This window comes from Gordonia sp. B8661-1 (genome assembly GCF_059427765.1).
Genome location: NZ_JCAHRL010000010.1, coordinates 123,787 through 149,583, shown reverse-complemented (window position 1 = coordinate 149,583; position 25,797 = coordinate 123,787). Strand labels below are relative to the sequence as shown.

Genomic DNA, 25,797 nt, shown 5'->3' with positions numbered 1-25,797 from the left:
GATGACGGCATTGCCAACGGAATTGGAGCCGGATACGCCGTCGCCGGTGGCACGGAGGAGATCCGGACGCGCCCGGATCATCGCGGCGCGTTTCGTGCGGAACAGACCGGCGGTTGCCGGTCTGGTGATCTTCGCCGGACTGGTCGCATTCGCGGTGTTCGGTGGTCTGTTCAGCACGTACTCGTATACCGACAGCGATTTCCTCGCGATCGGGTTCGGTCCCTCGTCGGGACATTGGTTCGGTACCAACGACGCGGGCAACGATCTGTATGCGCAGGTGGTCCACGGATTGCAGCGGTCACTGGTGATCGCACTGGTCGTCGCGGCCGGCAGTACGGTGATCGCGGCCTTCGTCGGTGGCATCGCCGCGTACTTCGGTGGATGGGTCCAGCGCGTGATCCTCGCCGTCATCCACCTGCTGCTCGTCGTGCCGACGTTCCTGATCCTCGCGCTCGTCGCCAACAGATCCGGGGGCGACTGGCGATGGCTCATCGTAGTGCTCACGGCCTTCGGCTGGATGATGCTCGCACGCATCGTGCATTCCCTGGCGCTGTCCATCAAGGAACGCGACTATGTCACGGCCGCACGGTATTACGGAGAAGCGCCGCTGGTCATCGTCGCCCGGCACATCCTGCCGAACATGGCATCCCTGCTCGTCATCAACTTCGCCCTCGGCGTGGTGGGCACGGTGCTCGCCGAGACCGGCCTGAGCTTCCTGGGCTTCGGTGTGCAGATTCCCGACGTGTCCCTCGGGTCACTGCTGCAGTCCGGGGTGGGCGCACTAGCGGCATCGCCGTGGCTGTTCTGGTTCCCCGCGGGAGCACTGGCCCTGCTGACGGTGTCGATGGCGTTGATCGCGGACGGCTTGCGGGACGCCCTGGATCCGTCGTCGAATGCGGGAGCGCGCCTATGAGCACGTCGACGACACCGAGCGGGTCACCCATTCTCGAGGTACGGGATCTGCGGGTGACATTCGGTAGCGAGGCCGGGCCGGTGGAGGCCGTGCGCGGGTTGTCGCTGGACCTTGTGCCCGGTCGCACGACCGCCATCGTCGGCGAATCCGGTTCGGGTAAATCGGTGTCCGCCATGGCGATCCTCGGACTGTTACCGGATCACGCCGAGGTCTCCGGATCGGTGCGGCTGCGCGGCGACGACCTGCTCGGGCGCTCGGACGCCGACCTGTCGAGGGTGCGTGGCAACGACATCGCGATGATCTTCCAGGATCCGATGTCGTCACTGACCCCGGTATTCACGGTGGGGGCGCAGATCGTCGAGGCGCTGCGCGTCCATCGCAGCATCGGCAAGAAGCAAGCGGCGCACCGGGCCGTCGAACTCCTCGAACTGGTCGGCATCCCCGATCCGAGACGCCGTGCGGCGGCCTTCCCGCACGAGCTGTCCGGCGGTATGCGCCAGCGCGTGATGATCGCAATGGCCGTCGCCAACGACCCGGCCGTCATCATCGCCGATGAACCGACCACCGCGCTGGACGTCACGGTCCAGGCTCAGATCCTGTCCGTTCTCGCTGCCGCACAACGGGAAACGGGCGCCGCGATGCTGCTCATCACCCACGATCTCGGAGTGGTCGCGGGGACCGCGGACGACGTGCTGGTCATGTACGGCGGCCGGACCGTCGAGTCAGCCGATGTGGACACGGTGTTCCACGCACCTCGGATGCCCTACACCATCGGTTTGCTCGGTGCGGTACCGCGCATGGACCGGCTCACCGACGCGCTCATCCCGATACCGGGAGCGCCCCCGGTGCTGATCGATCCGGTCGGGCAGTGCCAGTTCGCGCCCCGCTGTCCCATCGCCACCGACGAATGCCGTTCCGGTGAGCCGGAATTGCGCGAAGTGGTCGACTCCGATGCCGGTGGGCACCGCGTCGCCTGTGTACGCGTGGATTCGATCGAGGACGGCCGGATCGACGGCGCACCGGTGTTCCCGGTGCCGCCGCCGGGACGACGGGACGTCGCCGTGCGCACCCGCGAGGAAGCGGCTGCTCTCGAGATCCGTGACATGCGCCGGGAATTCCCCCTCACCAGTGGTTTTCTCAAACGCCGCGTCGGCACGGTGCGTGCCGTCAACGGCATCAGCTTCGACATCCGGCGCGGCGAAACCCTGGCCATCGTGGGCGAATCCGGCAGTGGCAAATCCACCACCCTGCTGGAGGTGATGGATTTCGCGCAGCCGGCCGGGGTGGTGCGCATCGGTGGCGTGGACCCGGCGACACTCGGCCGCCGGTCGGTGCGCCGACTGCGCCGCGACGTCTCGATCGTCTTCCAGGATCCGGCGCAGGCACTCGATCCACGATTGACGGCGTTCGACGTCATCGCGGAACCCCTACGTGTCACCGGGATGTCGCGTGCCGACACCGAGGAGCGGGTGGCGGATCTGATGCGGCGCGTCGGCCTCGATCCGGCACAGTCGGACCGGTTCCCCGTCGCGTTCTCCGGAGGCCAGCGCCAACGGCTCGCGATCGCTCGTGCTCTCGCACTCGACCCGGCACTGATCGTTCTCGACGAACCGCTGTCCGCACTCGATGTGTCGGTGCAGGCGGAGATCGTCAATCTGATCCGCGATCTTCAGCAGACGACCGACGCCGCCTATCTCGTGGTGGCACACGATCTGTCGGTGATCCGCCATGTCGCCGACCGGGTCGCGGTGATGTATCTCGGTGAGTTCGTCGAAGTGGGCACGGTGGAAACGGTTTTCGGGGCGCCGATGCATCCGTACACCCGGGCACTGATCTCGGCCGTACCGGTACCCGATCCGCGTGTGGAACGGGAACGAACCCCGATCGTCCTCCGCGGCGAGCCGCCGAGTCCCGCGGATATGCCCGACGGATGTCCCTTCGCCGGGCGCTGCCCCCTGCACCCCACACTGGACGAGGCATCGCAACAGAAATGCCGGACCGAGGCTCCCGCGCTGCGGGCGCTCGGCCTCGATGAGGCGACACACGATGTCGCATGCCATTTCGCGGAGGTGAACCGGTGAGATCATCAGTACGCCGCGTCGGCGTGCTCGTTGCGACGATTGTCGTGGGGCTGGCGGCGATCACCGGGTGCGGTGTGGCGCTGGATGATTCGGTGGTCTCGACGACCGGCGCCGACATCAACGAACAACCGCGGGAGAATATCCGCGACGGCGGCAGTCTCACCACGGCGCTCGTCGAGGTGACACCGCAGTGGAACACTTTCCAGGCCGATGGCTCGGCGTACACGCGACTCCTGTGGCGGTGGTACAACCCGACGCTGGCACATTTCTCACCCGATGGCACCTACTCCGCCAATCCCGATTACCTGACCGGCGTCCGGCGGGAGGTAGTGGACGGCAACACGGTGATCACCTACACGATCAACCCGAAGGCGCGGTACAACGACGGCACGCCCATCGACTATCGATCCTTCGTCGCGACGTGGCGCACCAATTCGGGTGCGGATCCCCGGTATGTGGTCGGTTCCTCCGACGGATACGACCGTATCGACTCGGTATCGCGCGGAGTCGACGACCGGCAGGCCGTGGTGCGCTTTCACGGCACGTACGCATGGCCCGACGGGCTGTTCAACGATGTGGTGAACCCGAACGCGAGCGATCCGGAGACCTTCAACAAGGGCTATGTGCAACAACCGCATCCGGAATGGGGAGCCGGGCCCTACCGTCTAGCCTCCTACGACAAGAATGCGGGCACCGTGGTCTTCGAGCGGAATCCGATGTGGTGGGGGAAGCCGGGAAAGCTGGACCGCCGCGTGTTCCGGCAGATGGAAGCTCAGGCCGCCATGAACGCGTTCCGCAACGGTGAACTCGACGCGGCCGCTGTCGGTTCGAAAGACACACGGGCGCAGGTGCTGACGATGGATGACATCGATATCCGGACGTCGGCCTCACCTCAGAAGGGGCTCCTGCTGCTGAACATCGAGGCACCTTTGCTCACCGACATCCGAGTACGCGAGGCGTTGCTGCTCGGCATCGACCGCGAGACACTGGCCCGTATCCGATTCACCGGACTGGGCTACACGGAGGATCTGCCGGGATCGCTGATCATGTACGGTTTCCAGCCCGGCTACCGCGACAACATCACAGGGACCGTGCGGTATGACCCCGAGCGATCACGAGCCTTGCTCGATGCGGCCGGCTGGCGGGTCGGCGACGACGGAATCCGCACACGTGATGGTCAACGCCTGGTACTGGAGTTCCCGAACATCTCCGATGACGTGACCAGTCTGAATCTGAGTCGCGCCCTGCAGGCCATCCTGAGGAAGGTCGGGATTGATCTCACGGTCCGTAAGCGGGCGTCGGCCGATTTCTCGAAAGTGTTCATCAACAAGGAGTTCGACCTGTTCCTGATGGGATTCTCGTCGACCGATCCCTTCGGGATGGCGTATTTGTGCCAGACATGGTGTTCCGGAAGCCAACTCAACCGGACCGGCGCCGGCACACCGGAACTGGACGCCGAGATACGGAAGGTCGGCACGATCGCCGACGAGCAGGCCCAGATCGCCGCGGGCAATGACGTCGAGCGACGTGCCTTCCGGCAGTTCTCCAACCTGCCGCTGTTCAACGGTCCCGCGATGATCGCGGTGAAACGCGGTCTCGCCAATTACGGTGCGGGGCAGTTCTTCGTGGGACCCGTCGAGGACATCGGCTGGCAGAAGTGATCTCGATACGTGGAGGGGCTCGCGGTTGCTGTTTGTCGAGTAGTGGCGTGCGAGCGTAGCGAGCCCGCCGCGTATCGAGACCCGGTCCTGACCGGCTACTCGATCGCCGTCGGTACGCGGAGGCGCCACAGCGGGTTGACCGGGCCATGGCCGGCGCCCAGCGGGTAGGCGGCCTGTAATCCGCACGTCACCCACTGCTTGGCGAATCGCACGGCGTCCGGCATCGGAAACCCATGTGCGAGAGCGCATACCGATGCCGCAGCCAGCGTGTCACCTGCGCCGTGATCGTGTGGGGTGTCGATGCGCTCATGATCGAACCCGCGGAACTCGATTCCGTCGTAGAGCAGGTCGGGGCTCTGCGTGCTGGCCCGGAGATGCCCACCCTTGACCAGCGCCCACCGTGCGCCGAGGGCATGCAGCGCTCGTGCGGCGGCACGCTGCGTCTGTTCGTCGACGACCGTGACGTCGGTGATCAGCCGCACCTCGTCGAGATTCGGCGTGACCATCGAGGCGATGGGGATCAGCCTGGTGCGCAGGGTGTCCAGGGCGGAATCGGCGAGCAGTTGATCGCCGTGCATGGAGGCGCAGACCGGATCGACGACGAGTGGAATCGGACCGTCGCCCCCGATGCCCAGTTCCCGGCAGGTGTCCACGACGGCATCGATGATCGGTGCCGACGCCAGCATGCCGGTCTTGACCGCGGATACGCCGATGTCGTCGACGACCGCGCGAATCTGGGCCGCGACCGTCTTCGGGGTGATCTCCTGAAAACCACTGACCCCCACCGAATTCTGGACCGTCACGGCAGTCACGGCCACGCAGCCGTGCAGGCCGAGCATCGCGAACGTGCGCATGTCGGCCTGAATTCCCGCCCCGCCGCCGGAGTCGGAGCCGGCGATCGTCAGCACCCGTACAGGTGTGGCGCCCGCCTCCGGTGCCGGCAGCAGGGGCGGGCCCCCGACGGACTCGGTCACCGCGCGGACTCGACCGGGAGATACACGCGGTTGCCCGATTCGGCGAATTCGGCCGATTTGGCGGCCATCTCGGCGTCGATCTTCGCGTCGATGTCCTCGGCGGTCACCAAGCCGTTCTCCTCCGCGTACGTGCGGACATCCGCGGAGATGCGCATCGAGCAGAACTTCGGTCCGCACATCGAGCAGAAATGTGCGGTCTTCGCGGGTTCGGCCGGCATCGTCTCGTCGTGATACTCGCGTGCGGTATCCGGGTCCAGGGAGAGGTTGAACTGATCGTTCCACCGGAACTCGAAGCGCGCCTTGGACAATGCGTCGTCGCGTTCCTGGGCTCGCGGATGTCCCTTTGCCAGGTCGGCGGAATGCGCGGCGATCTTGTAGGTGATGACACCGACCTTCACATCGTCGCGGTTCGGCAGGCCGAGATGCTCCTTCGGGGTCACGTAGCAGAGCATCGCGGTTCCGGCCTGCGCGATCATCGCCGCACCGATCGCGGAGGTGATGTGATCGTAGGCCGGTGCGATGTCGGTGGCCAGCGGTCCGAGAGTGTAAAAGGGTGCCTCCTCGCACCACTCCTCCTCCAGTCGGACGTTCTCCGCGATCTTGTGCATCGGGACGTGGCCGGGTCCTTCGATCATCACCTGTACACCATGGGATTTCGCGATCCGGGTGAGCTCGCCGAGCGTGCGCAGTTCGGCGAATTGCGCCTCGTCATTGGCGTCGGCGATGGAGCCCGGCCGCAGCCCGTCGCCGAGCGAGAAGGTGATGTCGTAGCGCGCGAATATCTCGCACAGTTCGTCGAAATGCGTGTACAGGAAGGATTCCTGATGATGGGCGAGACACCAGGCCGCCATGATGGAACCGCCTCGCGACACGATGCCGGTGACCCTGCGCGCGGTGAGCGGGACATACCGGAGCAGGACGCCCGCATGCACGGTCATGTAGTCGACGCCCTGTTCGGCCTGCTCGATTACGGTGTCGCGGTAGATCTCCCAGGTCAGCTTGGTGGGATCACCGTTGACCTTCTCCAGCGCCTGATAGATCGGGACCGTCCCGACCGGGACCGGCGAATTGCGCAGAATCCACTCGCGTGTGAGGTGGATGTCCTTGCCGGTGGAGAGGTCCATGATGGTGTCCGCGCCCCAGCGGGTCGCCCACACCATTTTCTCCACCTCCTCGGCCACCGAACTCGTGACCGCGGAGTTGCCGATATTCGCATTCACCTTGACCGCGAACGCCTTTCCGATGATCATCGGCTCCGACTCGGGGTGTCTGTGGTTCGCCGGAATCACCGCGCGGCCTGACGCGACCTCGGTGCGGACGACCTCGGCGTCCACGCCTTCGCGGGCCGCGATGAATCGCATCTCCTCGGTGACGATGCCCGCGCGTGCCCAGGCGAGCTGGGTGGCCGCTCCGTCGAGGGGCTCCGGCCGCGGCCAGGTGTCACGGGTGGCGGGCAGGCCTGCGTCGAGATCGATGACGGCGGTGGAATCCGTGTACGGCCCCGACGTGTCGTAGACATCGAGATGGGTGCCGTCGGTGAGGCCGATCCGCCGTACCGGGACGCGGAGGTCGCCTACCGGCAGGTAGTGCTTGGTGCTGCCTTCGATGGGACCGGTGGTCAACTGCACGTCGGTGGTTGCCGAGTCCGCGGATAGATGTGTGCCCATAATGCGTCTCCCTACGCCGGCATTACCCGGACAGGTTCAGGCGGTCGGCGACCGCCTGTCGCCATCTCAGCCCCCGGTGATCGTGGGAGCCCCCGCGTTGGTTGAGTTGTGTCGCCGCGCCCGTCGGATGTGCCTCCGGGCTGCCGGTCACGTCCCACCGTACTGGTACCGCCGGGACGCCGCCCGGGGTGTCCCGGCCCGGATGTCGGACATACGAGTGACCGCGGATTCCGCCGCGTCGCCGGTTATGTCGGTTTTCAGTTCCTATAAAAGGAGACACTTTTCGTGAATTCTTTGTCGGTGACATCCCACGTCGCGGACCTTGCGTACGATAGGGTGTGACCGGAATCACATAAGGCTGTATCCGTGTCGCTGTCGGCTGGGGTGGAGCCGGACAACGACCGATCGACGGATGAGCCTCGGGGAGGGATACGTGCAGAAGAAGCATCGCAGTCGGCCGCCGCAATCTGCGCGGTCGATCCTGCAGCAGATCTCGCAGGTCGTGCACAACACGGAGCGCGAGCGGTTCGAACTCTGGGTGGCCGGCGACCTGGTCGGTGTGCTCGGGTACAACACCGAGGTCGTCGACGGACGGAAGACCGTCACCGTCCTGCACACCGTGTTGTACGACGAATACACCGGACACGGTCTCGGCACCCGGCTGACCTGCGGTGCGATCAACTATGTGCGCGAACAGGGTGCGCGCCTGCGTCCGGTCTGCACGTTCACGAAGAGCTACCTCGATGCGCATCCCGGCGTCGTGGCGGTCGCCCCGGCGTAGACGCGCGTGAGGTTAGGCTACCCTCAACTCAGTGTGTCGTCATGCGGTCGGCACTCGGGAAAGGGGTAACCGAATGTCCAAGGATGTGCAGCAGGTCGCTGCCGGGAGCAAGGCGCCGGGCCGCGGGTGGCAGGGTGCGATGCTCAAGTTGCTCGGTGGCGACGACTACGAACTGACCGTGACCTCGACCGAGCGTGTCACCGACGAGTACCTGCGCCTTGGCTTCACCGGCGGTGGCGTGCTCAGGGAGAAGTCGGTGCATCCGACGATGTGGATGCGTCTGTGGTTCGAGGCCGACGGCAAGCTGCATCAGCGTGGCTACACACTCGTGGACCCGGACCCGGCGACGGACTCCTTCGCCATCGAGTTCGCCGTCCACGAGGGCACGGCCGCCGACTGGGCCGGGCGGGCGCAGCCCGGTGACACCGTGGCCGCCACCCTCATGGGATCGAAGTTCGAGTTTCCCGAACCGGCCGCACAGGGCTGGTTGCTCGCGGGGGACACCGCGTCGCTGGCGGCGATCAACTCGCTGCTCGACGCCATCGCGGAACTTCCGAATCCCGATGTGCCGGTGACGATCTGGTTCGAGTATCAACACGAGCGGGACACCGAGCTGCCGCTACGCCTGCGTGACGGGCAGACCGTGCACTGGATTCCGCGCAGCGACGGCACGGCCATCGTCGACGCGGTGCGTGCCGCTGCCTTCCCGGCGAGCGGCTATTTCGGTTGGGTGGCACTGGAATCCGCGAGTACACGGGCCGTCGCCGGCATCTTCAAGAACGACTACGGGATCTCCCGCAAATCGGTGAAGTCGATGGCCTACTGGGTCGAGGGCAAGCCGTACGCCTGAGTGCCGACCGCGTGTTCCTCAGGCGAGGAGTTCGTCGCGCAGGCGGGCCTTGTCGATCTTGCCGACCGGGGTGACCGGCAGCCGGGACACGATCGCCAGCGAGTCCGGCGCCTTGAACGCCGCGAGCCCCCGATCCAGCAGGAACCCCCGGACGGTGGACAGTTCGAGCGGCGCTTCGCGCGGTGCATCCAGGGAGAGAACCACTGCCGCGCAGATCTTTTCGCCCAGCGAGTCATCCGGTAGCCCGACCACGGCGGCCTGCCAGATGGACGGATGTGCGAGCAGGTTCTCCTCGACGTCGTCGGCGGCGACGTTCTCACCCGCGCGGACGATGGTGTCCTTGATCCGTCCGGTCACGGCGAGGTGGCCGGACGGCATCAGGCGCACCTTGTCGCCGGAGCGGTAATAGCCGTCCGGGGTGAACGAGCGGGCGTTGTGTTCGTCGGCGCGGTAATACCCGCGGATGGTGCAGGGGCCGCGGGTGAGCAGTTCGCCCTCGGTGCCCGCCGGTACGTCGCGTCCGTTCTCGTCGACCACGCGCACCTCGTCGAACTCCGACATCGGCGCCCCCTGCACGGCATGGACGAGATCGCGCGGGTCGTCGAGACGGGTGTAGTTGATGAGTCCCTCCGCCATGCCGAAGACCTGCTGCACGACGTCGCCGAGCGCGGCATCGAGTGCGATCGCGTCGGGTTCGGCGAGTTTGGCGCCACCCACCTGCAGGAGGCGCAGTGACGTGATGTCGGCCGCTTCCCATTCGGTTGCCGCGCACCATAGTTGGGCCAGCGCCGGGACCAGTGCGGTGACGGTGACCCGGTGCTGCTCGATGAGCTCGAAGGTGTGATCGGGACTCGGGTTGTCGGTGAAGACCAGATGTCCGCCGACGCCCAGGGTACCGAGGATGCCCGGGCAGCTCAGCGGAAAGTTGTGCGCCGCGGGCAACGCGACGAGGTAGGTGTCCGCGGAACCGAGTTCGGCCACCTCCGCGGAACGGCGGGCATTGAACTCGTAGTCGTTGTGGGTGCGGGCGATCAGTTTCGGCAGGCCGGTGGTGCCGCCGGAGACCAGGAACAGCACGGGCAGATCAGGATCCGCCGGTTCGGGGAACTCGACCGTATCCGGATCGGCGTCGGGCAGAGGCGCGAACGGTCCGGGATCGCCGGAGATGAACACCGAATCGACGGTCGGTACGCGCTCGGTGAGTTCGCGCGCGAGTTCCCGGAAATCGAAGCCGCGCCTGCCGTCCTCGCCGATGTAACCGACGGCCCCGGCACCCGCCGCCAGATGGGCGATTTCGGAGATTCGGTGCGCGGGCAGGGTCATCACGGGGACCACGCCGGCGCGGAGCAGGCCCAGAAAGGTGATCGCGAAGTTCGCGGAGTTGTTCAGTTGCAGGATGACTCGCCGGCCGGGCCGTAGTCCGGCGGCGACGAATCCGGCGGCCCGTCGCCATGCGGCGGTCCGTAGTTCGGCATAGGTCAGCGAGCGCGGTCCGTCGACCGAGGCGTCGGTGACGGCCGGGGCGTCCGGTGTGGCATCGGCTTGGGCGTCGAGGATCTGCCAGAGTTGCCGATCACGGAACAGGCCCGCGTTCCGGTAGCGCTGGGCCGCCTCGGGGGGATGGGGTGCGAATCCCGTGCTCAGATCGGACAGGAGATCGGAACCGGGGTCGGAGGGGGTCGCCTGGTCACTCGCCATGCCGGTATTCAATCACAGGCGCTTAGGTTAGCCTTAGCTTGAGTCCGACGGAGAATAGTTTAGGCTGTCCTAAGTAGGCGACCGGTCGGGTTCGCCGATGTTCGTGAACGAGGGTGAGGTGGCCGGCTCGCGGGGATACCCGACGGAGACGGCCGCACGAAGACGAAGGAACGAAGTGACATGTCGTTGACCGTTGATGCGCACACGGATGATCGCACCGGGCCGGGAGTGGCCGGCCCGTGGGATGGTTCGATCGCCGCTCAGGTGTGCGCGGCATGGGCGGCGTCCGGCCGATTCGGTGAATACGTCGTCTACGAACGGGATCGGCGATGGACCTTTGCGGCCGGTGTGCGTGCACGCATCCTCGTGACCCGTGACGAGGTGATCGTCGAGGAGAACGGACAGCGGACCGCGACCCCGTGGACCGGTGATCCGGCCGAGGCGCTGGCCGCGGCGCTGGGCGCGCGTTCCGCGGACGGGTGGCGCATCTACGGCTGGGTCGGCTTCGATTACTGTGCGCCCCACCATGACTTGCTCGACCGGGTCGCCGACGATGCGGTCCTCGCGCATCTGATCGTTCCGGACTTCGAGGCATTCGTCGACAGCACCGGCATCGACACCGGATCCGCGGATGCGGAAACGGCGCAGGCACTCAAGGATATCGCCGACCAGGCATCGGAGCCGGATGCGGCGCGCGCCGTCGACGTCGCGGTCGATCACGACGACTACCGGGGACGGGTAGCGACCGCGGTGGCCGAGATCCGGCGCGGCGACTACCAGAAGGTCATCATGTCGCGCGCTGTGGACATCCCGTTCGCCGTCGACGTACCGGCCACCTACGCGCGCGGTCGCGCCTCCAACAGTCCCGCGCGCTCGTACCTTCTCTCCCTGGGCGGACTCACCGCCGCCGGGTTCAGTCCGGAACTGGTCGTCGCGGTGGACAGTGACGGCACGGTCCTGACGGAACCGCTGGCCGGCACACGTGCCTTCGGTCGTTCGCGCGAACAGGATTCGGCGGCCCGCGACGACCTGCTCAGTGACTCCAAGGAGATCGCCGAACACGCCATGTCGGTGCGGGCCTGCTTCGACGAGATCGAGTCGGTGGCCGGTGCCGACACCACGGTCGTCACCGAATTCATGGTCGTCCGCGAACGCGGCAGCGTCCAGCATCTCGCGTCCACCGTGCGCGGCACCCTCGCCGACGACGCCGGACCGTGGCGCGCGCTCGGTGTGCTGTTTCCGTCGATCACCGCGTCCGGCATCCCGAAAGCCCCTGCGCTGGAGGCGATCTACCGGCTGGAGCCGGAGCGGCGCGGACTCTACTCCGGCGCCATCCTGATGGCCTCGTCGGAGGGCGACCTGGAGGCCACGCTCGCACTGCGGACCATCTACGCGACCGCTGACCGGTCCTGGCTGCGTGCGGGTGCCGGGATCGTCGCCGAGTCGCGGCCCGACCGGGAGTTCGAGGAAACCTGCGAGAAGCTGGGCAGTGTCGCGCCGTACGTGGTGCCCGCCGCGGATGCATCGGACAACTGAGGTGTCCCGGGGGACCGGTGCCGATGAGCCCACCATCGAGGTGACGGGTCTGGCGAAGTCGTACGGTGACGTGGACGCCCTGCGCGGGATCTCCTTCGAGGTCGCACGTGGCGAGGTACTGGGACTGTTGGGGCCCAACGGAAGTGGGAAGACCACCACGGTTACCGTTCTGTCGACCCTGCAGCGTCCCTCGTCGGGACGTGCCCGCATCTGCGGACAGGATGTCGTCACCGATGCCGCTCGGGTGCGCGAGCTGATCTCGCTCACCGGTCAGTACGCGTCGATGGACGAGGGCCTCACCGCCACGGAGAACCTCGCATTCTTCGGGCGTCTCACCGGTATACGCGGACGCGCCCTGACGAACCGGATCGACGAACTCGTCGAGGAATTCGACCTCGGCGAGGTCCGGCGCCGCCGCGTGGGTGAACTGTCCGGTGGCATGCGCCGACGGGTCGACATCGCCAGTGCGCTGGTGACCCGTCCGGAAGTGCTGTTCCTCGACGAACCGACCACCGGCCTCGATCCCCGCAGCCGAGCCGCGGTGTGGGACACCGTCGCAGGCCTGCGTGACGCCGGCATCACGGTGCTGCTGACGACGCAGTATCTGGAGGAGGCGGATCGCCTCGCCGATCACATCGTGATGCTCGACCGCGGCGCCGTAGTCGCCGCCGGAACCCCTGGGCAGCTGAAACAGCAAGTGGGAGCAGCGGTCTGCGAGGTCACGCTGATCTCCCGGGATGACGTGCCCAGGGTACTCGGCCTGCTCGACGATCTGGAGATCATCGAGCGACCGAACGAATCCACCGCCCATCCCCGTGTCGTGACCCGCGCGCACGACGGCATGGCCTCCGTCTCGGAGGTCATCACCCGACTCGACGCCGCCGGGGTGGAGGTCGTCGACATCGGATTGCGTCAGGCCTCGCTCGACGAGGTCTTCCTGCAACTGACGGACACCGCCTGATGTCGTCGGCGACCATGGAGGTGGCGCCGGCGGCGGATCCCGGTACGGCCTCCGCTCGCCGGAGGTCGGTGGGATTGGTGCCTGCGACCACCACACTGACACGCCAGAAGGTATGGGCGGCCGCACGATCCGGAGACGTCATCTTCGCCGTGCTGTCGCCGGTGGCCTTCTTCATCTGCTTCTACGTGCCGCTGCACCGGCGATTCGAATCAACTGGCATCGACTACGCGCAATTCCTCACCCCGGTGATCCTGCTGCAGGCCGGCCTGTTCACGGCGATCGCCGCCACCGAGAGCGCGGGCGCCGATGCCCGCGCCGGAGTTCGGGAACGCCTTGCCTCGCTGCCCATTCCGCGTGTCGCACCGGTGCTGGGGCGTCTCGGCTGGGTCATGATCCGGATGCTCCTGGCCACCGCGGGCGGTCTCGCGATCGCCGGCGTACTCGGCTTCCGGTTTCGCGGATCCGTTTCCGAGACCATTCTTTTCCTCGTGCTGGTGGTGATCTTCGGGTTGTCGCTGAGCATGTTCACCGACGTCATCGGGTCCTTCGCGCGGAACTCCACGGGGATGGCGAGCGTGCTGATGATTCCCCAGCTCGTCCTGGTGATGGCCTCCACCGGGCTGGTACCCGCAACGGGATTCCCCGACTGGGCGCAGCCGGTGGTCCGCAATCAGCCGTTGTCCGCCTTCGCCGACGCCCTTCGTGGTTTATCGACCGGAGCGGATGTCGAGCTCGCCGCCGTCGGGTGGTGGTCGGTGGGACTTCTCGCCGCGGGCATCGTCGCCGTCCTGCTGGCCGGGCGGAAGCAGGTGGGGCGATGACAATCGGTACAGGGGCGCGGACCGCCACCCGCGGCGCTCCTCGACGACAGACCGTCGGCGTGGTACGGCAGACCCTCGTGCAGACCGGGGCGCTGCTGCGCTCCTGGTCCCGCGATCCGGGGATTCTGGTGCAGGCCTTCATCTTCCCGGTGTTCCTGCTGCTCATGTTCCAGCTCGTGCTCGGCAAGACCGTCACCTCGATGGGGGCGGGCGACAGTGTGTACGGCAACACCGCGCTGGTCGCACTCGTCGGTGCGCTGTACGGGACCATTTCGGCCGCGTTGTCGTTGATCGCCGAACGGGACAGCGGTCTGCTGTCCCGGATGTGGACACTGCCGGTGCCCCGATCCGGGTTCATCGCGGGACGTTTGCTGGCAGAGGCGATTCGGGCCGGTGTCGGCACCGTCGTGCTGTTCGCGGTGGCGGTGCCGATGGGCTTCCGGTTCGGCAACGGCATCGGCGCGGGACTGTTGTCGGTGGTCGTACCGGTGCTGTTCGCGATCGGAGTGGCGGTGCCGGTGATCGCGCTCGCCACACTGACGAGCGGCAAGCAGGCGGTCCAACTGCTCGGTGGCCTGTTCATCTTCGTGCTGTTCTTCAACACCGGATTCGCGCCCGCCTCCGAATATCCGGGGTGGCTGCAGCCGGTCGTCGAATACCAGCCGATGAGCCCCTCGATCGACGCGATCCGCGGACTCACCGAGGGCGGAGCGATCGCCCGCCCACTGATCATCGCCCTCGCGTGGACCATCGGTCTCATCCTGATCTTCGGTCCGGCCGCGATGCGCGGATACCGTCGAGCGGCCGAGGGCAGACGATGACTCACCCGACCAGTACGGCCCACAACGGTGGAAAATAAGGAGTTACACATGTCCGATCACGTACACGAGACCCTGACGAGCATCCTCGAGGAGGATCTCGATCTGTCCGTCGGCGACGCGGACGAGTCGTCGTCGCTGATCGACGACCTCGGCCTCGACTCGGTCGCCTTCGCCATCGGCGTCGTGGCCATCGAGGAACGCCTCGGTGTTCAATTGACCGAAAAGGAGATCTACGAGAGCACGACCGTCGGCGATCTGGAGAACGCGATCCGCGCCAAGCTCGGGGCGAACACCCAGGGTGCCGCCCGATGACCGAGACCACCGCAACGACCGACGCCGGTACTACCGGGGATGCGGTGATCGCCGGGCCGCATACCGCGCCAACCGAACTGGCGCCACCCGATTTCACCTACCTGTACATGGACACCGACAGCCGTCCGATGCACTGGGCGATGGTGCTCGAACTGGCCGGTGGCGGTGAGCCGCTGTCCGTCGAGGCGGTGCGGGCACGGGTCCGTGAGCGCGCGGGGCTGCACGACCTGTTCCGGATGGGGATCCGGAACGGCCGCCTGCGATCCCCGGAGGTCGTGATCGCCGGACACATCGATGCCGACAAGCACGTCACCGCTGCCGAGTACACCGACGCGGCCGATCTCGACCGGCAGATCTCCGTGCTGCTCGGCACGCATCTGGAACGGGCACAACCGTTCTGGCACATCACGCTGTACACGCCCGGCGCCGGGAACGTAGTGAGCGGGCCGAATCGAACCGGCGCCGGGAACGTAGTGAGCGGGCCGCATCCAACCGGCGCCGGGAATGCGCAATTCATGCTGCTCCGCGTCCACCACAGCATCTCCGACGGGATCGCGGGCGCCGCATTCGCAGCCCTCCTCGCCGACGGATCGGCCGACGAGCTCACCGAATTCGAACGTTTCGCCACCAGCCCGCGATTCCGTGTCGCCGAGGTGGAGGCCGAGGCGCTCAAGGAAGCCAAGACGGCGTTCAACGCCCAGCACGCGGCCGCGAAGTCCGGACGTGGCTGGCCGCGGCTCACCCGGTCGGGCCGCCGGGAACACGCCCTGCACCGCGAATCGACCCGGACATTGCGCCGGACCGCGAAGAAGCATGGCGCCTCGGTGCAGGAACTGATCGTCGCGGCCATCGGTGCCACCCTCAGCGCACTGCCGCCGTCGACGGCCACGGGGGAGTCCGAGGTGGTCCGGGTGACCCTGCCGGTCACTCTGGACCCGGCGTTCCGCCACACCGGCAACGCGGTCTCGGTGGCGCTTCTGAACCTGCCGGGCAACGTCACCGATCTGGATCGCCAGATCGAGCATGCGCGTGAGCAATTGGCGCTGATCGCGGATAAACGGCCCGAACTGGCACTGGCCGCGGCCGACAATCTGCCGCGGATGCCGTGGCCGATCCAGCGTGCCATCGTGAACGCCTCGATGGCGCATATGAGCCCGGACATCCACATCGGTGTCAATCCCGGGTTCTCGCGGGTGCGGGCGGTCCTGGGCACCGAGATCGCCGGACTCACCGCGCTGTCGCCGCTGGCCGGCTACTCCTTCTCGGTCACCTCACTGATCCTCGGCACCAACACCACCTTCGGCGTCGTCACCGATGCGCAGGCGCTGCCGGGATATGCGGCGGACTTCGTCGCACGCTTCGAGCAGATCCTCGCTGACGCGGCCGAATAGCCGCCGATTCTCGATAATCGAGCCGGGAGCCCCGGTGATCGAGTAGCGCGAGGCGCTAGCCGAGTGCGTATCGAGATCCCTGTTGTGGCAGGTGGTCTCGATACGCGTCGGGCTCGCTGCGCTCGCTCGTCGCTACTCGACCAGCAGGATGGCTCGCTGCGCTCGCTCGTCGCTACTCGACCAGCGAACGGGACTCGTTCTTCTCAGAGTTCGATGACGTCGTCCTCGCCGTCCACACCGAAGGTGGTGAAGGCGGTGTGGCCCGGGAGTCGATAGGCCTCGCGACCCAGCACGGTGTTGAGGATCTTCGCGTTCCGGACCGCACCGATGTCGAGATTCGGGGCGGAGACGCCGTGACTGTGTTCCTCGGCATTGGCCACGAAAAGCCGGTCGGCGAGGGCGTCGTCGGCGACGACCGCGTGATTGTTCGCGACGACCAGGCGTCCATGATCGTCCCGCCGCACCCGATCATTCAGTGGTGCAAGAAAATCCATCGAACGATAGCGGTAGCCGGTGGCGGCGATCACCAGGTCCGCGGTGTGCGCGAGCGCGGTCCCGGTGTCGTTGTGCCGGCCTCGGATGCGGACCCGGCCGTCGGCGAGTTCGTCCACACCTTCCACGGTCACACCGTTGCGCAACTGCACCGCGGGCAGCTTCTCCAGCAACTGGCGGTGATACAGCAGCTCGTGCAGCCGGGCCAGGGTGTCCGACGACACGCCCTTGTGGAACTGCCAATGACCGTCGCGCACCTCGTCGCGCGCCTCCTGCGGCAGGCTGTGGAAGTAGTCCATGTACGCGGGGGTGGTCATCTCCAGCGACAGCTTGGTGAAGTCGAGAGGCGCGAACCACCGTGTGCGCGTCCACCATCGGACCGCCGGGCCGCCACGCAGATTGGCCTCGAGCAGATCGATGACGATCTCGGCGCCCGACTGACCGGAACCGATAACCGTCACCGAGTCGGCCGCGCGCACCGCGTCCTGCCGATGGAGATAGTCGGAGCTGTGGATGATGGCCGACGACGACGTCGAGAGCGCGGACGGTATCGCCGGTTCGGTGCCGACGCCCACCACGACGTGGTCCGCGTGGATGACCGACCTGCCGGCCGCGGAGGTCACGGTGACGTCGAAGCGCTGCCGGTCGTCGTCCCAGCGGACTTCGTCGACGGTGGTGCCGAAGCGGAGTGAGTCGAGCTTCTCGATGGCCCACAACAGGTAGGCCTCGTACTCCCGGCGGGTCGGAAAGAAGTTCTCCCGCACCAGGAACGGGTACAGCCGGTCGACGTCCGCGAGGTAGGCGAGGAAGGACAGCGGATGGGTCGGGTCCACCAGCGAGACCAGATCCGAGAGGAAGCTCACCTGTAGGCTGGCGTCCTCGAAGAGCAGGCCGGGATGCCACCGGAACTCCTCGCGGGAATCGACGACCAGAATGTTGGCGTCCTCGATCGTCGAGGCCATCGCGGCCAGGCTCAGGTTGAACGGCCCGCAGCCGATGGCCAGGATGTCGACCCGGTCGCTGTTCTCAGTGTGCGTCATGACTTGCCCTCACCATCTCGTCCCGAGTGCTCTCGGTTCGCTCCGATTCCACTTCCAAAGCCGCCCTGAGTAACTCGTCGAAGAGCGCGTCGATGTCGGCGATCGTCGTCTCCGGATTCAGCAGGGTCAGTTTGAGACAGGTGCGCGCTTCGTCATCGCCTGCGATGCGGACCTGGGTGCGGCCGATCAGCGCGGTGCCCGAGCTGATCAGGCGGCGGCGCAGTTCCGCGTTCACGGCGTCCAGGTCTTCGCAGCGGTACCGGAAGACGACGGTCGTCAGGGTGACCGGCGCGACGAGTTCCAGTTGGAGTTCGGTGGCGATCCGCTGTTCGGCGTGGCGTGCGAGTTCGTGGCAGGAGTCGAGCATCTCGCCCAACCCGCGTCGGCCGTAGGCGAACAGGGTGGTGGCCACCTTGAGTACGTCGGGGCGGCGGGTGGTCTGCAGGGTCTGACCGAGCAGCCCACCGAAGCCCGCGTCCTCGTCGTCCTCCGGGTTCAGGTAGGCCACAGTGCGATTCAGCGATGCGAAGCGTTCCCGGTCGGCGAGCAACAGAACGCTTGCGGCCGCCGGTTGCCAGCCGATCTTGTGCAGGTCCAGCGTGACCGAATCGGCGCGATGGACTCCGTCGAGAAGCCCGGAGAGCTTGTCGGAGAACAGGCTGCCGAAACCGTAGGCGCCGTCGACGTGCATCCACACGCCGAATCGTTCCGCGATGTCGGCGATTTCGTGGAGTGGATCGACGGTGCCGAAGTCGGTGGTACCCGCGGTCGCGACGATGGCGATCGGCGTGCCGTCGAGGCCTGCGAGAGTGGCGGCCAGCGCCTCGGGAATCATCCGATGGTCGGAGTCGACGGCCACCGGGATGACTGCGTCCTCACCCAATCCCAGTGCGGCGCAGGCGCGATTCACCGAGAAGTGGGCGATGGCGGAGCACAGCACCACCGGCCGGTGCAGTGCGGCGACGCCGTGCCGCCGGGTGTCGATGCCGTGGCGGGCGGCGGTGTGGTCGCGGGCGATCAGCAGGGCCAGCAGGTTCGAGAAGGAGCCTCCCGGACCGAATACCCCACCCGAGGTCTCCGGCAGTCCGGCGAGGCGCGCGAGTGCGGCGACGGTCCACTGTTCGATGGCCAGGGTGGCCGGGCCGGAGTCGTAGGTGTCCAGCGACGCGTTGGTGGCGCTGGCCAGTGCGTCGGCCGCCACCGACACCGTCAGGGGAGGGGGCTGCAGATGTGCTGCGGTGAGCGGATGCGTCAGGTCCAGTCCGTACCGGGTGACGAGCCCGGCCATCCGGGCGAGTGCGGCATCCTCTCCGATGCCGTGCTGCGGAACACATTCCGGGCCGAGTTCACCGGCCGCCGCGGCCAGGGTCGCGGCCGGATCGCCGGGCGGCAGGGGGACGCCGTGGTGACCGTCGAGTGCGTCGGCGGTGCGTGTCAGTGCACGTCCGGCATCGGCCCAGCCGCGGCCGGGACGCGCGAAACGAGAGGTGTGGGCACCGAAGAGAGGGGTGGGGGACCCACCATCGAGTGAATGCACGGGAATCCTTACAGATGATCAGTGGGTCTCGGGGAGTTCGCCGATGAAGTCGCCGAGAGTCCGGTCCAATGCGGAGGGAAGCCGTTGCGCCAGTGCGGTTGTGGTGCGGACGGCGTGCCGGGCGGCGTCGTCGTCGACGATGTCCGGCTGGTGATCGAGTTCGAGATGGATACGGTCGTCGGCGGCTATCTCGAACGCGTAGGCGAGCGGATAGTTCGCGATGCCGGTGGACCGTGACTCATAGGTGATGTGTCTGCCGTCGGGCACGGGGATGCCCCGCAGGGGTGCGTTGCGCACGGAAGCCAGCACTTCGACGACCGGGAAGCGTCCGCCGGAGGCGCGCAACGCGGTCAGGATGGTGCCGTAGTCCACGCCGGAGAACTCCATCGCGCCATAGATGGACGACACCGCGGTGCGCACTGCGGTGCGGACGTCGGCCCGTGGATCGAAGCGAAAGCGGATCGGGATGATGTTGCCGCAGTAGCCGACCGAGGCCGGTGAGGCACCGGCGGGTCGATTGTCGGCGGGGACCAGCAGCACATGATCGGCCGCACCGGTGGTCGCGTACACGCTCAGCGCGGTCAGCGCGAGGAAGAGGGCATTCGACGTGGCTCCCACCTCACCGGCGACGCGGTTGAGTGCGCGCGCCTCGTCCGGGTCGATGGCGGCGGTGAGCTGACGGCCGGGCCGGTCGCTGAGCGGTTCGAGCCAGCTGTCTTCCGGTGTCGTGGCGGGGAGTTCGCCGGACAGCGGGAAGCGGACATCGTCGGCGGCCCAGGTGTCGCGGGCGTGATCGACCGCGGCACGCACGGTGTCGGCGGTGACCGGCGTCATATCGTCGGCGGGCCGTCCGGCCGGGACGGCGCCGGTGGTGAGGGTGCCGAGCAGGAAGGGCCAGGAGGTGTCGTCGACGGCCAGGTGGTGAACGGTCAGGATCACCGTCACCCCATCGGGCCCGCCGAGGACCCGCATCCGGAACGGTGGCGCATCGGACAGGTCGAACGGACGATGGGTGAACAGTTCTGCGGTGCGGGCGATGTCGTCGGACGGGGCACCGGTGAGTTGCGCGCCCTCCGGGATCTGTCCGGCCTCCCACACCGCACCCGGGGCCATCCAGCGCCCGCTGACGTCGGCCGGTGCGCGTCGTGGTTCGCCGTCGATCGTCGTGATGGTCGACGACAGGACAGGGCTGCTGCCGATCATCAGTTCCGCGGCGGCGACCACCGAATCGACCGTGTAGCCCCCTCCGAAGCCGAGAATCAGGGAGATGTTGTGGGACAGCGATTCCGGATCGAGATCGTAGATCTTCCACATCCGGCGCTCGGCGATGCCGAGAGCGCCGGCCGGAACGCCGACCTCGGGTTCGGGCGTCGATTCGGGGGTGCCGACTCCGCCGTTCGAGGCGATGCCCGCCCGGTCGAGTCGCTGTCGCAGCAGAGCCAGGCGGTCCGCGGTGAGCAGGTCGGGAAGCGCGGCGGTCATGACGGTTCCTCATTCGGGTCGGTGGTGCCGTTCGTGCGTCGTACCGAACGGGTGAGTTCGGGGATGCGGGCGAACACATCCCACTGGTGGGCGTTGTCGCGCAGGCGGTTCCAGTCGCTGACGATGTCGACGAGTTCTCCGCGGGCCCACGCCGGGGCCTGATCCTGGAAGGCCGCCGACGCCGGGTCGCCGCTCACGCCGAGTGGCACCACCCAGCCACCCGCGTCCCGGTCGGCGAGGTCCCACACGTAACGGGCGGCGGAACCGAGGGAGCAGGCATGGGTGAAGCCGACGCCCGAGGCATTGGCGAAGACACATTCCGCGTCCCCGCCGAGTGGCTGGGGCACCGGACGAATGCGCTTCGACATCTCCGGGTACCGGGGCGTCGCGCCGAGCAGGTCGAATCCGTGGATGGGGGCCAGCACGTGTACGGCACCCCAGGGGGTTTCGTGGTCCCGGTCGGCGAGTTCGGTGGCCACCTGCCGGATCGCGGTGCGTACGTGGGCGTCGATGTCGGCGCCGAGTTCACGCAGCACACCGAGGAAGGAGTCGGCGGCGGCGGCGATGCGTGGTTGTGGGACGAACCAGGGATCGAAGATGTGCGGATAGCCGTGCGGCGCACGAAGACCGGCCAGGAGTCCGTCCCCGGTGAGGGAGGTGACGAGCCGGGTGCGGAATTCGGCGAAGACGTACGCATCCGTGCTGTCCGCGTGCATCGTGCGATCCCAGGCACGGAGACGGTCACGGATGGCCTTCTCCGGACCGGTCAGATCGTCGAGCGGCGCCAGTAGGTCCACGAAAACCGTTGCGGCGTCGTTCTCCACATCACGGTGGATGCGCTCGCAGGTGTCGACGGTGGCGGAGGCGTCGCCGGTGAGCAGATCGGCGATACGGTCGGCGCGGACGGGTGCGACGCATTCGGTGGTGATCGGCTGGAGAGGCGCCTGTGCCATCCGTTGGTTGGCGATGACCGCGAAATCGTCGACGGTGCCGTCGAATTCCGTATCGGCGACTGACGGCGTCGCGTAGCCCTGCCAGCGGTGGCGGGTATCCCAGCCGGGAACCGGTACCCAGTAGTTCTCGGCCGCGCGGATCGGCATGCTGCCGGCCACGTGTTGGCTGACGTGCCCCTGGGTGTCGGCGACGACGATCCGGTTCACCGGCTCCGACCAACTCGCGAGTGCCTCCTCGACATCGGCGGCGGAACCGGCGAAGAGCAGATCGAGGGCCGCGTCGAAGGTCGTCGACGGGTCGGACAGCATCGGACTGCGCAGACTCATCGCGAACGGCTCGTCGGGCCCGCCGACGATCACCGACCCGTTGCCGGTGGTGATGATCTCGACCGATGACGGGTCGCCGTCGCGGACGGCGATCGTCTCGGTATGTACGGCCGCCGGACGATGTCCGTCGGGAGTGCGGGCTACGACCTGCTCACCCTCGCGCCGGAGTTCCTCGACGTAAACGTCCTGATAGTCGCCCATCGCGTTGGTGATGCCCCAGGCGACGTCGCCGCTGTGGGCGAAGTGCGGGACTCCCGGAACTCCGGCGAAGGCGAAGCCGACGATATCGAATTCCGGTGCGGCCAGGTGGAATTGCTGATAGATGCCGGGAAGTTCGAGGAACCGATGGGGGTCGCCGGCGATGAGCGGTGCGCCGCTCGCCGTGCGGGTCGCGGCCACGCCCCAGGCGTTGCTGCCCGACGGTGCGTCACCGTGTGCGGGAGCGGCGGCAGCTGCCGGTACCGCGTCCGTCCCGGGGAGCCACGTGATGAGGTCGCGGAGGAATTCGGCATCCGGCATCGGTGGAACGCTGTCGGCGATCTCGGTGGCCTCGGGTGTGCCGGCGAAGAAGCCCTCGGTGTCGAACAGCCGCAGGGCATCTGTGCCGAGCGATCGCGCGGCATGCGCACGCCACAGTTTGGTGGTGAACCGCCCGAACAGGATGTGGTGCATGATGAACACCGCGATCGGAGTCCACGGCTGCCAGGGGGCGGGCCGATGGTCGAGCTCGGTCAGTTCGATCGCCTCGGCGACGTCGAGTGTCGCATTGATGCCATCGACATACGCGGACAACAACTCCCGGGTACGGGCACTCGAGTTGCCGAAGATGCGGTGCGCCGCGGTGTCCATCCCGCTGCGGCGGGCGAAGACATCCCAGTCGAGGGTGCTCGCGCCGAAGACCTCGGCAGTCCGGCCCTCGGCGCGCAGGCGCAGGAACTCGATCTGCCAGGCGCGGTCGATGCCACAGGCGTAGCCCTGACCGAACAGCGCGCCGGCCGCGGTGGTCGCCGTGACGTGCGGGATGCGCCAGGCGTCCCGGATGATCTCGACCTCGGGCAGGTCGGTATCGGGTGCGGTGTCGTCGGTTCCGTGTGTGCTCATGCCTCGCTCGTTCCGGCCGGGCGGTACGCGGCGATGGGATTCACCAGCAGGTGACCGGCGTCGATGATCGACGCGTAGGAATCCTCGATGTCCACCATCCGGCGGTTGTTGGTGATCTGTAGACGATTCATGTGGATCGCGCCGAAGGACGGTGCGAACAGATCCCATCGCCGGAACCGATCGGCGAGTTGCGGATGCTGATCCTGTAGCTCGACGATGCTCTCCGCCACCAGCTCCCAGAAGTCCTGATCGTCGATGATGTCGTGTCCGTGGAGAATGCCGGCGAGGTGCCGCAGGTAGTCGTCGAACATGTCCGACAGCACACCCAGATTCCGGATGTCCTCCGGTTCGGTGGTGACCGCGCGCCTGCAGTCGCCTTCCAGACCGTCGGAGTCGCCGAGGACCGACACCTCCTCGCCGATGTCCTTGAGGAAGGACCGGACGGGAACACCGTTGTCCAGCACCAGGATCAGATTCTCGCCGTGCGGGGAGAACTTGAGTTCGTACGCGTACAGCAGGTAGGTGATCGGGTGCAGGTAGGTGCGGAGGTAGCGCCGGATCCACTCGGGGGCGGGCAGACCGGAGCGGTCGATGAACGCCTGCACCAGTGGCGTGCCGCGATGGTCGACATGCAGCAGGGCGGCCATCGTGCACAACTGCTCGGAATCGGTTGTCCGGGGGACCGGGCTGTCCCGCCACAGGGCGGACAGGATCTTGCGGTACTCCGAACCGGGTTGCGTGATCGCGGCGAAAGCCGTGCTGCGATAACCGATCGCGGCGATCTCGTAGAGCATCTCGAAACCGATCGACGCCAGATAGGGGTCGTCGCCGACCCGGTTGCGCACCCAGTCGTTGATGAGCGGCGTCGTGCGCATGTAGTCCGCCGACATGCCGCGGGTGAACCCCATGTTGACGATCGAGAGCGCGAGCTTCACGTAGCGACGATTCGTCCGGGACATGTTGAACACCGTGCGAATCGACTGCTGCGGCTGATAGGAATCGGGCCCCGGGCCGAGGTGGACGATCGATCGGCGGGCGATGTCGAGGGCGTAGAGCCGCGCGACCTTCTCGGTCCATTGCCATGGATGGACCGGCAGATACCAGTAGTCGGCCGGATCGAGGCCGAGATCGGTGAGGACCCGGTCGAACCCGGCGACGGTCTCCTCACCGAGTTCGTCGCGAAGGAGGTCGCTGGGGTCGACGCCCGAGATGGTCGCGAAGTCGCACTGGTCCCGAACGGCGGCCAGCCAGACGAGCGGAAATCGCGAACCGGACTCCGGCGCATAGACTTCCAGGTCGTCGGCGCTGAATCCGAGTCGTCCGGCGTTGGCCACCAGGCACGGATGGCCTTCGGTCATGGTGCGTTCGATGGTCTGGAAATCGGCGACCGCGAGGTCGGCCGACTCGATGCGCCGCTCGTCGCTCCGTAGTGCCCCGATGGCCAGGGTGTTGACGAACTCCTCCAGGTATTCCGGCAGTGCGGTGTCGGAGATGCCGAGTGAGGTGTGCAGATCGATGATGAGATCGACCGGGTCGATCGGGCCGGTCACGCCGTCGCGGATGCGGCGCATCGACGACTCGTCGATCACCCAGCTGTCCAGTGAGAGACGCTGTGCGACGAACAGATACTCGGTCTGCTGGTCGTCGGACAGCACCAGGTACTCGCCGGGTATCACCTCCAGCGGCCGGATGACGCGTTCGTGGCAGAACTCGGCCAGGATCTTGGCGGCCATGCGGCTCTCGTAGACCTCGCACAGGGAGGGCGCCGTGGTGGCAGTGTGTGGATCGGTGGTCATGCGGGCCGCCCGCTGGTCCGGTAGTCGGCTCCCAGGGTGCGACCGCCGTCGGTGACGCGCAGGAAATCCGCACGCGTGCAATAGCTCAGGCGCGCCATCTTGTCGCCGACCGGGTGATCGCCCTCGACCGCGAATCCGACCGCCGCGTTGAGCCGCTGGACGGCGTCGTTGCGGATATCGGGCTCGACGACGACGCGCGACGCGCCGACCTCGATGATCGCGGTGGACATGATGTGCAGCATCACCATGCCGGTGAACCCGGGCACCGGGTTGTCGGCGTGTGCGACCAGCAGATGCATGCCGATGTCGCCGGGCGCCGGTTCGTATCCGCTTCCCGGGTCGGCCAGTTCGCTGGTCGCCGGATCGTAGAGCTCGAACAGGAACTGCGGTGAGCCGTGGTAGTAGCCCATCCGCATCCCGTGCACGGAATCGCCTGCGGCCGCCGCATTGTCGCGGATCATGGTGCGGACGTCATCGAGCGAGCTGTTCAGCATGTCCCAGTACTTCGACTTGGGATGGGTGAGCCAGCGGTGGACGAGCTCGGCATCGCGATCGACCTCCATGCGCGTGGAGGTGAGACCGGTTGGTTCTGCGGTAAGGGG

Annotated in this window: 19 protein-coding genes, 1 pseudogene and 1 riboswitch; of the genes and pseudogenes, 11 read left to right on the top strand and 9 right to left on the bottom strand. The window is 67.0% G+C overall.

Features of this window, described 5'->3' with window-relative positions; all coding sequences use genetic code 11:
* Nucleotide 1 precedes the first annotated feature (1 nt).
* Genes AC4JJG_RS18760 through AC4JJG_RS18750 form a run of 3 tightly spaced genes read left to right on the top strand, consistent with a single transcriptional unit; the run spans nt 2 to nt 4,655 of the window.
* Nucleotides 2–913, top strand: a complete 912-nt coding sequence (locus AC4JJG_RS18760; protein ID WP_495398681.1) for an ABC transporter permease — start codon at nt 2–4, stop codon at nt 911–913.
* A complete protein-coding gene (locus AC4JJG_RS18755) occupies nt 910–2,994 on the top strand; it encodes a dipeptide ABC transporter ATP-binding protein (RefSeq protein ID WP_495398682.1) in 2,085 nt (694 codons plus the stop codon). Before AC4JJG_RS18760 ends, AC4JJG_RS18755 begins: the two co-directional genes overlap by 4 nt.
* Nucleotides 2,991–4,655 (top strand): ABC transporter family substrate-binding protein, encoded by a 1,665-nt coding sequence (locus AC4JJG_RS18750; protein ID WP_495398683.1) that lies wholly within the window; start codon nt 2,991–2,993, stop codon nt 4,653–4,655. Before AC4JJG_RS18755 ends, AC4JJG_RS18750 begins: the two co-directional genes overlap by 4 nt.
* A 95-nt stretch (nt 4,656–4,750) precedes the next feature.
* On the opposite strand, the gene thiD is transcribed toward AC4JJG_RS18750, so the two are convergent.
* Together thiD and thiC are read right to left on the bottom strand one after the other, a co-directional pair.
* The gene (gene thiD, locus AC4JJG_RS18745; protein ID WP_495398684.1) at nt 4,751–5,629 is read right to left on the bottom strand and encodes a bifunctional hydroxymethylpyrimidine kinase/phosphomethylpyrimidine kinase; all 879 of its coding nucleotides are present in this window, start codon (nt 5,627–5,629) and stop codon (nt 4,751–4,753) included.
* On the bottom strand, nt 5,626–7,296 hold the full coding sequence (thiC, locus tag AC4JJG_RS18740) for a phosphomethylpyrimidine synthase ThiC (protein WP_495398685.1): 1,671 nt from the start codon (nt 7,294–7,296) through the stop codon (nt 5,626–5,628). Before thiC ends, thiD begins: the two co-directional genes overlap by 4 nt.
* A riboswitch (TPP riboswitch) is annotated at nt 7,288–7,402 on the bottom strand. (Overlaps the previous gene by 9 nt.)
* A 327-nt stretch (nt 7,403–7,729) precedes the next feature.
* Here thiC and AC4JJG_RS18735 point away from each other — a divergent pair.
* Together AC4JJG_RS18735 and AC4JJG_RS18730 are read left to right on the top strand one after the other, a co-directional pair.
* Entirely contained in the window at nt 7,730–8,077 is a 348-nt protein-coding gene (locus AC4JJG_RS18735) for a GNAT family N-acetyltransferase (protein ID WP_495398686.1), read from the top strand.
* A 73-nt stretch (nt 8,078–8,150) separates the two neighbouring features.
* A complete protein-coding gene (locus tag AC4JJG_RS18730) occupies nt 8,151–8,927 on the top strand; it encodes a siderophore-interacting protein (protein WP_495398687.1) in 777 nt (258 codons plus the stop codon).
* Nucleotides 8,928–8,945: 18 nt separating this feature from the next.
* Here the strand turns inward: AC4JJG_RS18730 and AC4JJG_RS18725 are convergent, their stop codons facing one another.
* Nucleotides 8,946–10,625: a (2,3-dihydroxybenzoyl)adenylate synthase gene (locus tag AC4JJG_RS18725; RefSeq protein WP_495398688.1), complete on the bottom strand. Its 1,680-nt coding sequence runs from the start codon at nt 10,623–10,625 to the stop codon at nt 8,946–8,948.
* A gap of 180 nt (nt 10,626–10,805) precedes the next feature.
* Here AC4JJG_RS18725 and AC4JJG_RS18720 point away from each other — a divergent pair, with 180 nt between their 5' ends.
* From AC4JJG_RS18720 to AC4JJG_RS18695, 6 genes and pseudogenes are all read left to right on the top strand, one after another.
* Nucleotides 10,806–12,161, top strand: coding sequence for a salicylate synthase (locus tag AC4JJG_RS18720; RefSeq protein ID WP_495398689.1), 1,356 nt, complete (start codon nt 10,806–10,808; stop codon nt 12,159–12,161).
* Nucleotides 12,145–13,122, top strand: coding sequence for an ATP-binding cassette domain-containing protein (locus tag AC4JJG_RS18715; protein WP_495398690.1), 978 nt, complete (start codon nt 12,145–12,147; stop codon nt 13,120–13,122). The genes AC4JJG_RS18720 and AC4JJG_RS18715 overlap by 17 nt, the downstream gene beginning before the upstream one ends.
* On the top strand, nt 13,122–13,943 hold the full coding sequence (locus AC4JJG_RS18710; protein ID WP_495398691.1) for an ABC transporter permease: 822 nt from the start codon (nt 13,122–13,124) through the stop codon (nt 13,941–13,943). Before AC4JJG_RS18715 ends, AC4JJG_RS18710 begins: the two co-directional genes overlap by 1 nt.
* Nucleotides 13,940–14,764: an ABC transporter permease gene (locus AC4JJG_RS18705; protein WP_495398692.1), complete on the top strand. Its 825-nt coding sequence runs from the start codon at nt 13,940–13,942 to the stop codon at nt 14,762–14,764. The genes AC4JJG_RS18710 and AC4JJG_RS18705 overlap by 4 nt, the downstream gene beginning before the upstream one ends.
* Nucleotides 14,765–14,785: 21 nt before the next feature.
* A pseudogene (locus AC4JJG_RS18700) lies at nt 14,786–15,076 on the top strand (acyl carrier protein); the annotation flags it as partial.
* The gene (locus tag AC4JJG_RS18695) at nt 15,073–16,467 is read left to right on the top strand and encodes a wax ester/triacylglycerol synthase domain-containing protein (protein WP_495398693.1); all 1,395 of its coding nucleotides are present in this window, start codon (nt 15,073–15,075) and stop codon (nt 16,465–16,467) included. The pseudogene AC4JJG_RS18700 and the gene AC4JJG_RS18695, both read left to right, overlap by 4 nt.
* 203 nt (nt 16,468–16,670) lie before the next feature.
* Here AC4JJG_RS18695 and AC4JJG_RS18690 read toward each other — a convergent pair whose 3' ends face one another.
* The 6 genes from AC4JJG_RS18690 to AC4JJG_RS18665 are packed head-to-tail and all read right to left on the bottom strand — an operon-like array spanning nt 16,671 to nt 25,758.
* Nucleotides 16,671–17,999, bottom strand: coding sequence for a lysine N(6)-hydroxylase/L-ornithine N(5)-oxygenase family protein (locus AC4JJG_RS18690; RefSeq protein WP_495398694.1), 1,329 nt, complete (start codon nt 17,997–17,999; stop codon nt 16,671–16,673).
* Nucleotides 17,986–19,536: a pyridoxal phosphate-dependent decarboxylase family protein gene (locus tag AC4JJG_RS18685; RefSeq protein ID WP_495398695.1), complete on the bottom strand. Its 1,551-nt coding sequence runs from the start codon at nt 19,534–19,536 to the stop codon at nt 17,986–17,988. The genes AC4JJG_RS18690 and AC4JJG_RS18685 overlap by 14 nt, the downstream gene beginning before the upstream one ends.
* 18 nt (nt 19,537–19,554) lie before the next feature.
* On the bottom strand, nt 19,555–21,018 hold the full coding sequence (locus AC4JJG_RS18680; protein ID WP_495398696.1) for a condensation domain-containing protein: 1,464 nt from the start codon (nt 21,016–21,018) through the stop codon (nt 19,555–19,557).
* On the bottom strand, nt 21,015–23,399 hold the full coding sequence (locus AC4JJG_RS18675; RefSeq protein WP_495398697.1) for a penicillin acylase family protein: 2,385 nt from the start codon (nt 23,397–23,399) through the stop codon (nt 21,015–21,017). The genes AC4JJG_RS18680 and AC4JJG_RS18675 overlap by 4 nt, the downstream gene beginning before the upstream one ends.
* The gene (locus tag AC4JJG_RS18670; RefSeq protein ID WP_495398698.1) at nt 23,396–25,195 is read right to left on the bottom strand and encodes an IucA/IucC family protein; all 1,800 of its coding nucleotides are present in this window, start codon (nt 25,193–25,195) and stop codon (nt 23,396–23,398) included. The genes AC4JJG_RS18675 and AC4JJG_RS18670 overlap by 4 nt, the downstream gene beginning before the upstream one ends.
* Entirely contained in the window at nt 25,192–25,758 is a 567-nt protein-coding gene (locus AC4JJG_RS18665; protein WP_495399589.1) for a GNAT family N-acetyltransferase, read from the bottom strand. Before AC4JJG_RS18665 ends, AC4JJG_RS18670 begins: the two co-directional genes overlap by 4 nt.
* Nucleotides 25,759–25,797: the final 39 nt, after the last annotated feature.

Bases quoted from the DNA above. Each gene is read 5' to 3' on its own strand.
- AC4JJG_RS18760 (WP_495398681.1), top strand. From the start codon at position 2: ATGACGGCATTGCCAACGGAATTGGAGCCGGATACGCCGTCGCCGGTG.
- AC4JJG_RS18755 (WP_495398682.1), top strand. From the start codon at position 910: ATGAGCACGTCGACGACACCGAGCGGGTCACCCATTCTCGAGGTACGG.
- thiC (WP_495398685.1), bottom strand. From the start codon at position 7,296: ATGGGCACACATCTATCCGCGGACTCGGCAACCACCGACGTGCAGTTG.
- AC4JJG_RS18730 (WP_495398687.1), top strand. From the start codon at position 8,151: ATGTCCAAGGATGTGCAGCAGGTCGCTGCCGGGAGCAAGGCGCCGGGC.
- AC4JJG_RS18725 (WP_495398688.1), bottom strand. From the start codon at position 10,625: ATGGCGAGTGACCAGGCGACCCCCTCCGACCCCGGTTCCGATCTCCTG.
- AC4JJG_RS18720 (WP_495398689.1), top strand. From the start codon at position 10,806: ATGTCGTTGACCGTTGATGCGCACACGGATGATCGCACCGGGCCGGGA.
- AC4JJG_RS18715 (WP_495398690.1), top strand. From the start codon at position 12,145: ATGCATCGGACAACTGAGGTGTCCCGGGGGACCGGTGCCGATGAGCCC.
- AC4JJG_RS18710 (WP_495398691.1), top strand. From the start codon at position 13,122: ATGTCGTCGGCGACCATGGAGGTGGCGCCGGCGGCGGATCCCGGTACG.
- AC4JJG_RS18705 (WP_495398692.1), top strand. From the start codon at position 13,940: ATGACAATCGGTACAGGGGCGCGGACCGCCACCCGCGGCGCTCCTCGA.
- AC4JJG_RS18695 (WP_495398693.1), top strand. From the start codon at position 15,073: ATGACCGAGACCACCGCAACGACCGACGCCGGTACTACCGGGGATGCG.
- AC4JJG_RS18690 (WP_495398694.1), bottom strand. From the start codon at position 17,999: ATGACGCACACTGAGAACAGCGACCGGGTCGACATCCTGGCCATCGGC.
- AC4JJG_RS18680 (WP_495398696.1), bottom strand. From the start codon at position 21,018: ATGACCGCCGCGCTTCCCGACCTGCTCACCGCGGACCGCCTGGCTCTG.
- AC4JJG_RS18675 (WP_495398697.1), bottom strand. From the start codon at position 23,399: ATGAGCACACACGGAACCGACGACACCGCACCCGATACCGACCTGCCC.
- AC4JJG_RS18670 (WP_495398698.1), bottom strand. From the start codon at position 25,195: ATGACCACCGATCCACACACTGCCACCACGGCGCCCTCCCTGTGCGAG.
- AC4JJG_RS18665 (WP_495399589.1), bottom strand. From the start codon at position 25,758: ATGGAGGTCGATCGCGATGCCGAGCTCGTCCACCGCTGGCTCACCCAT.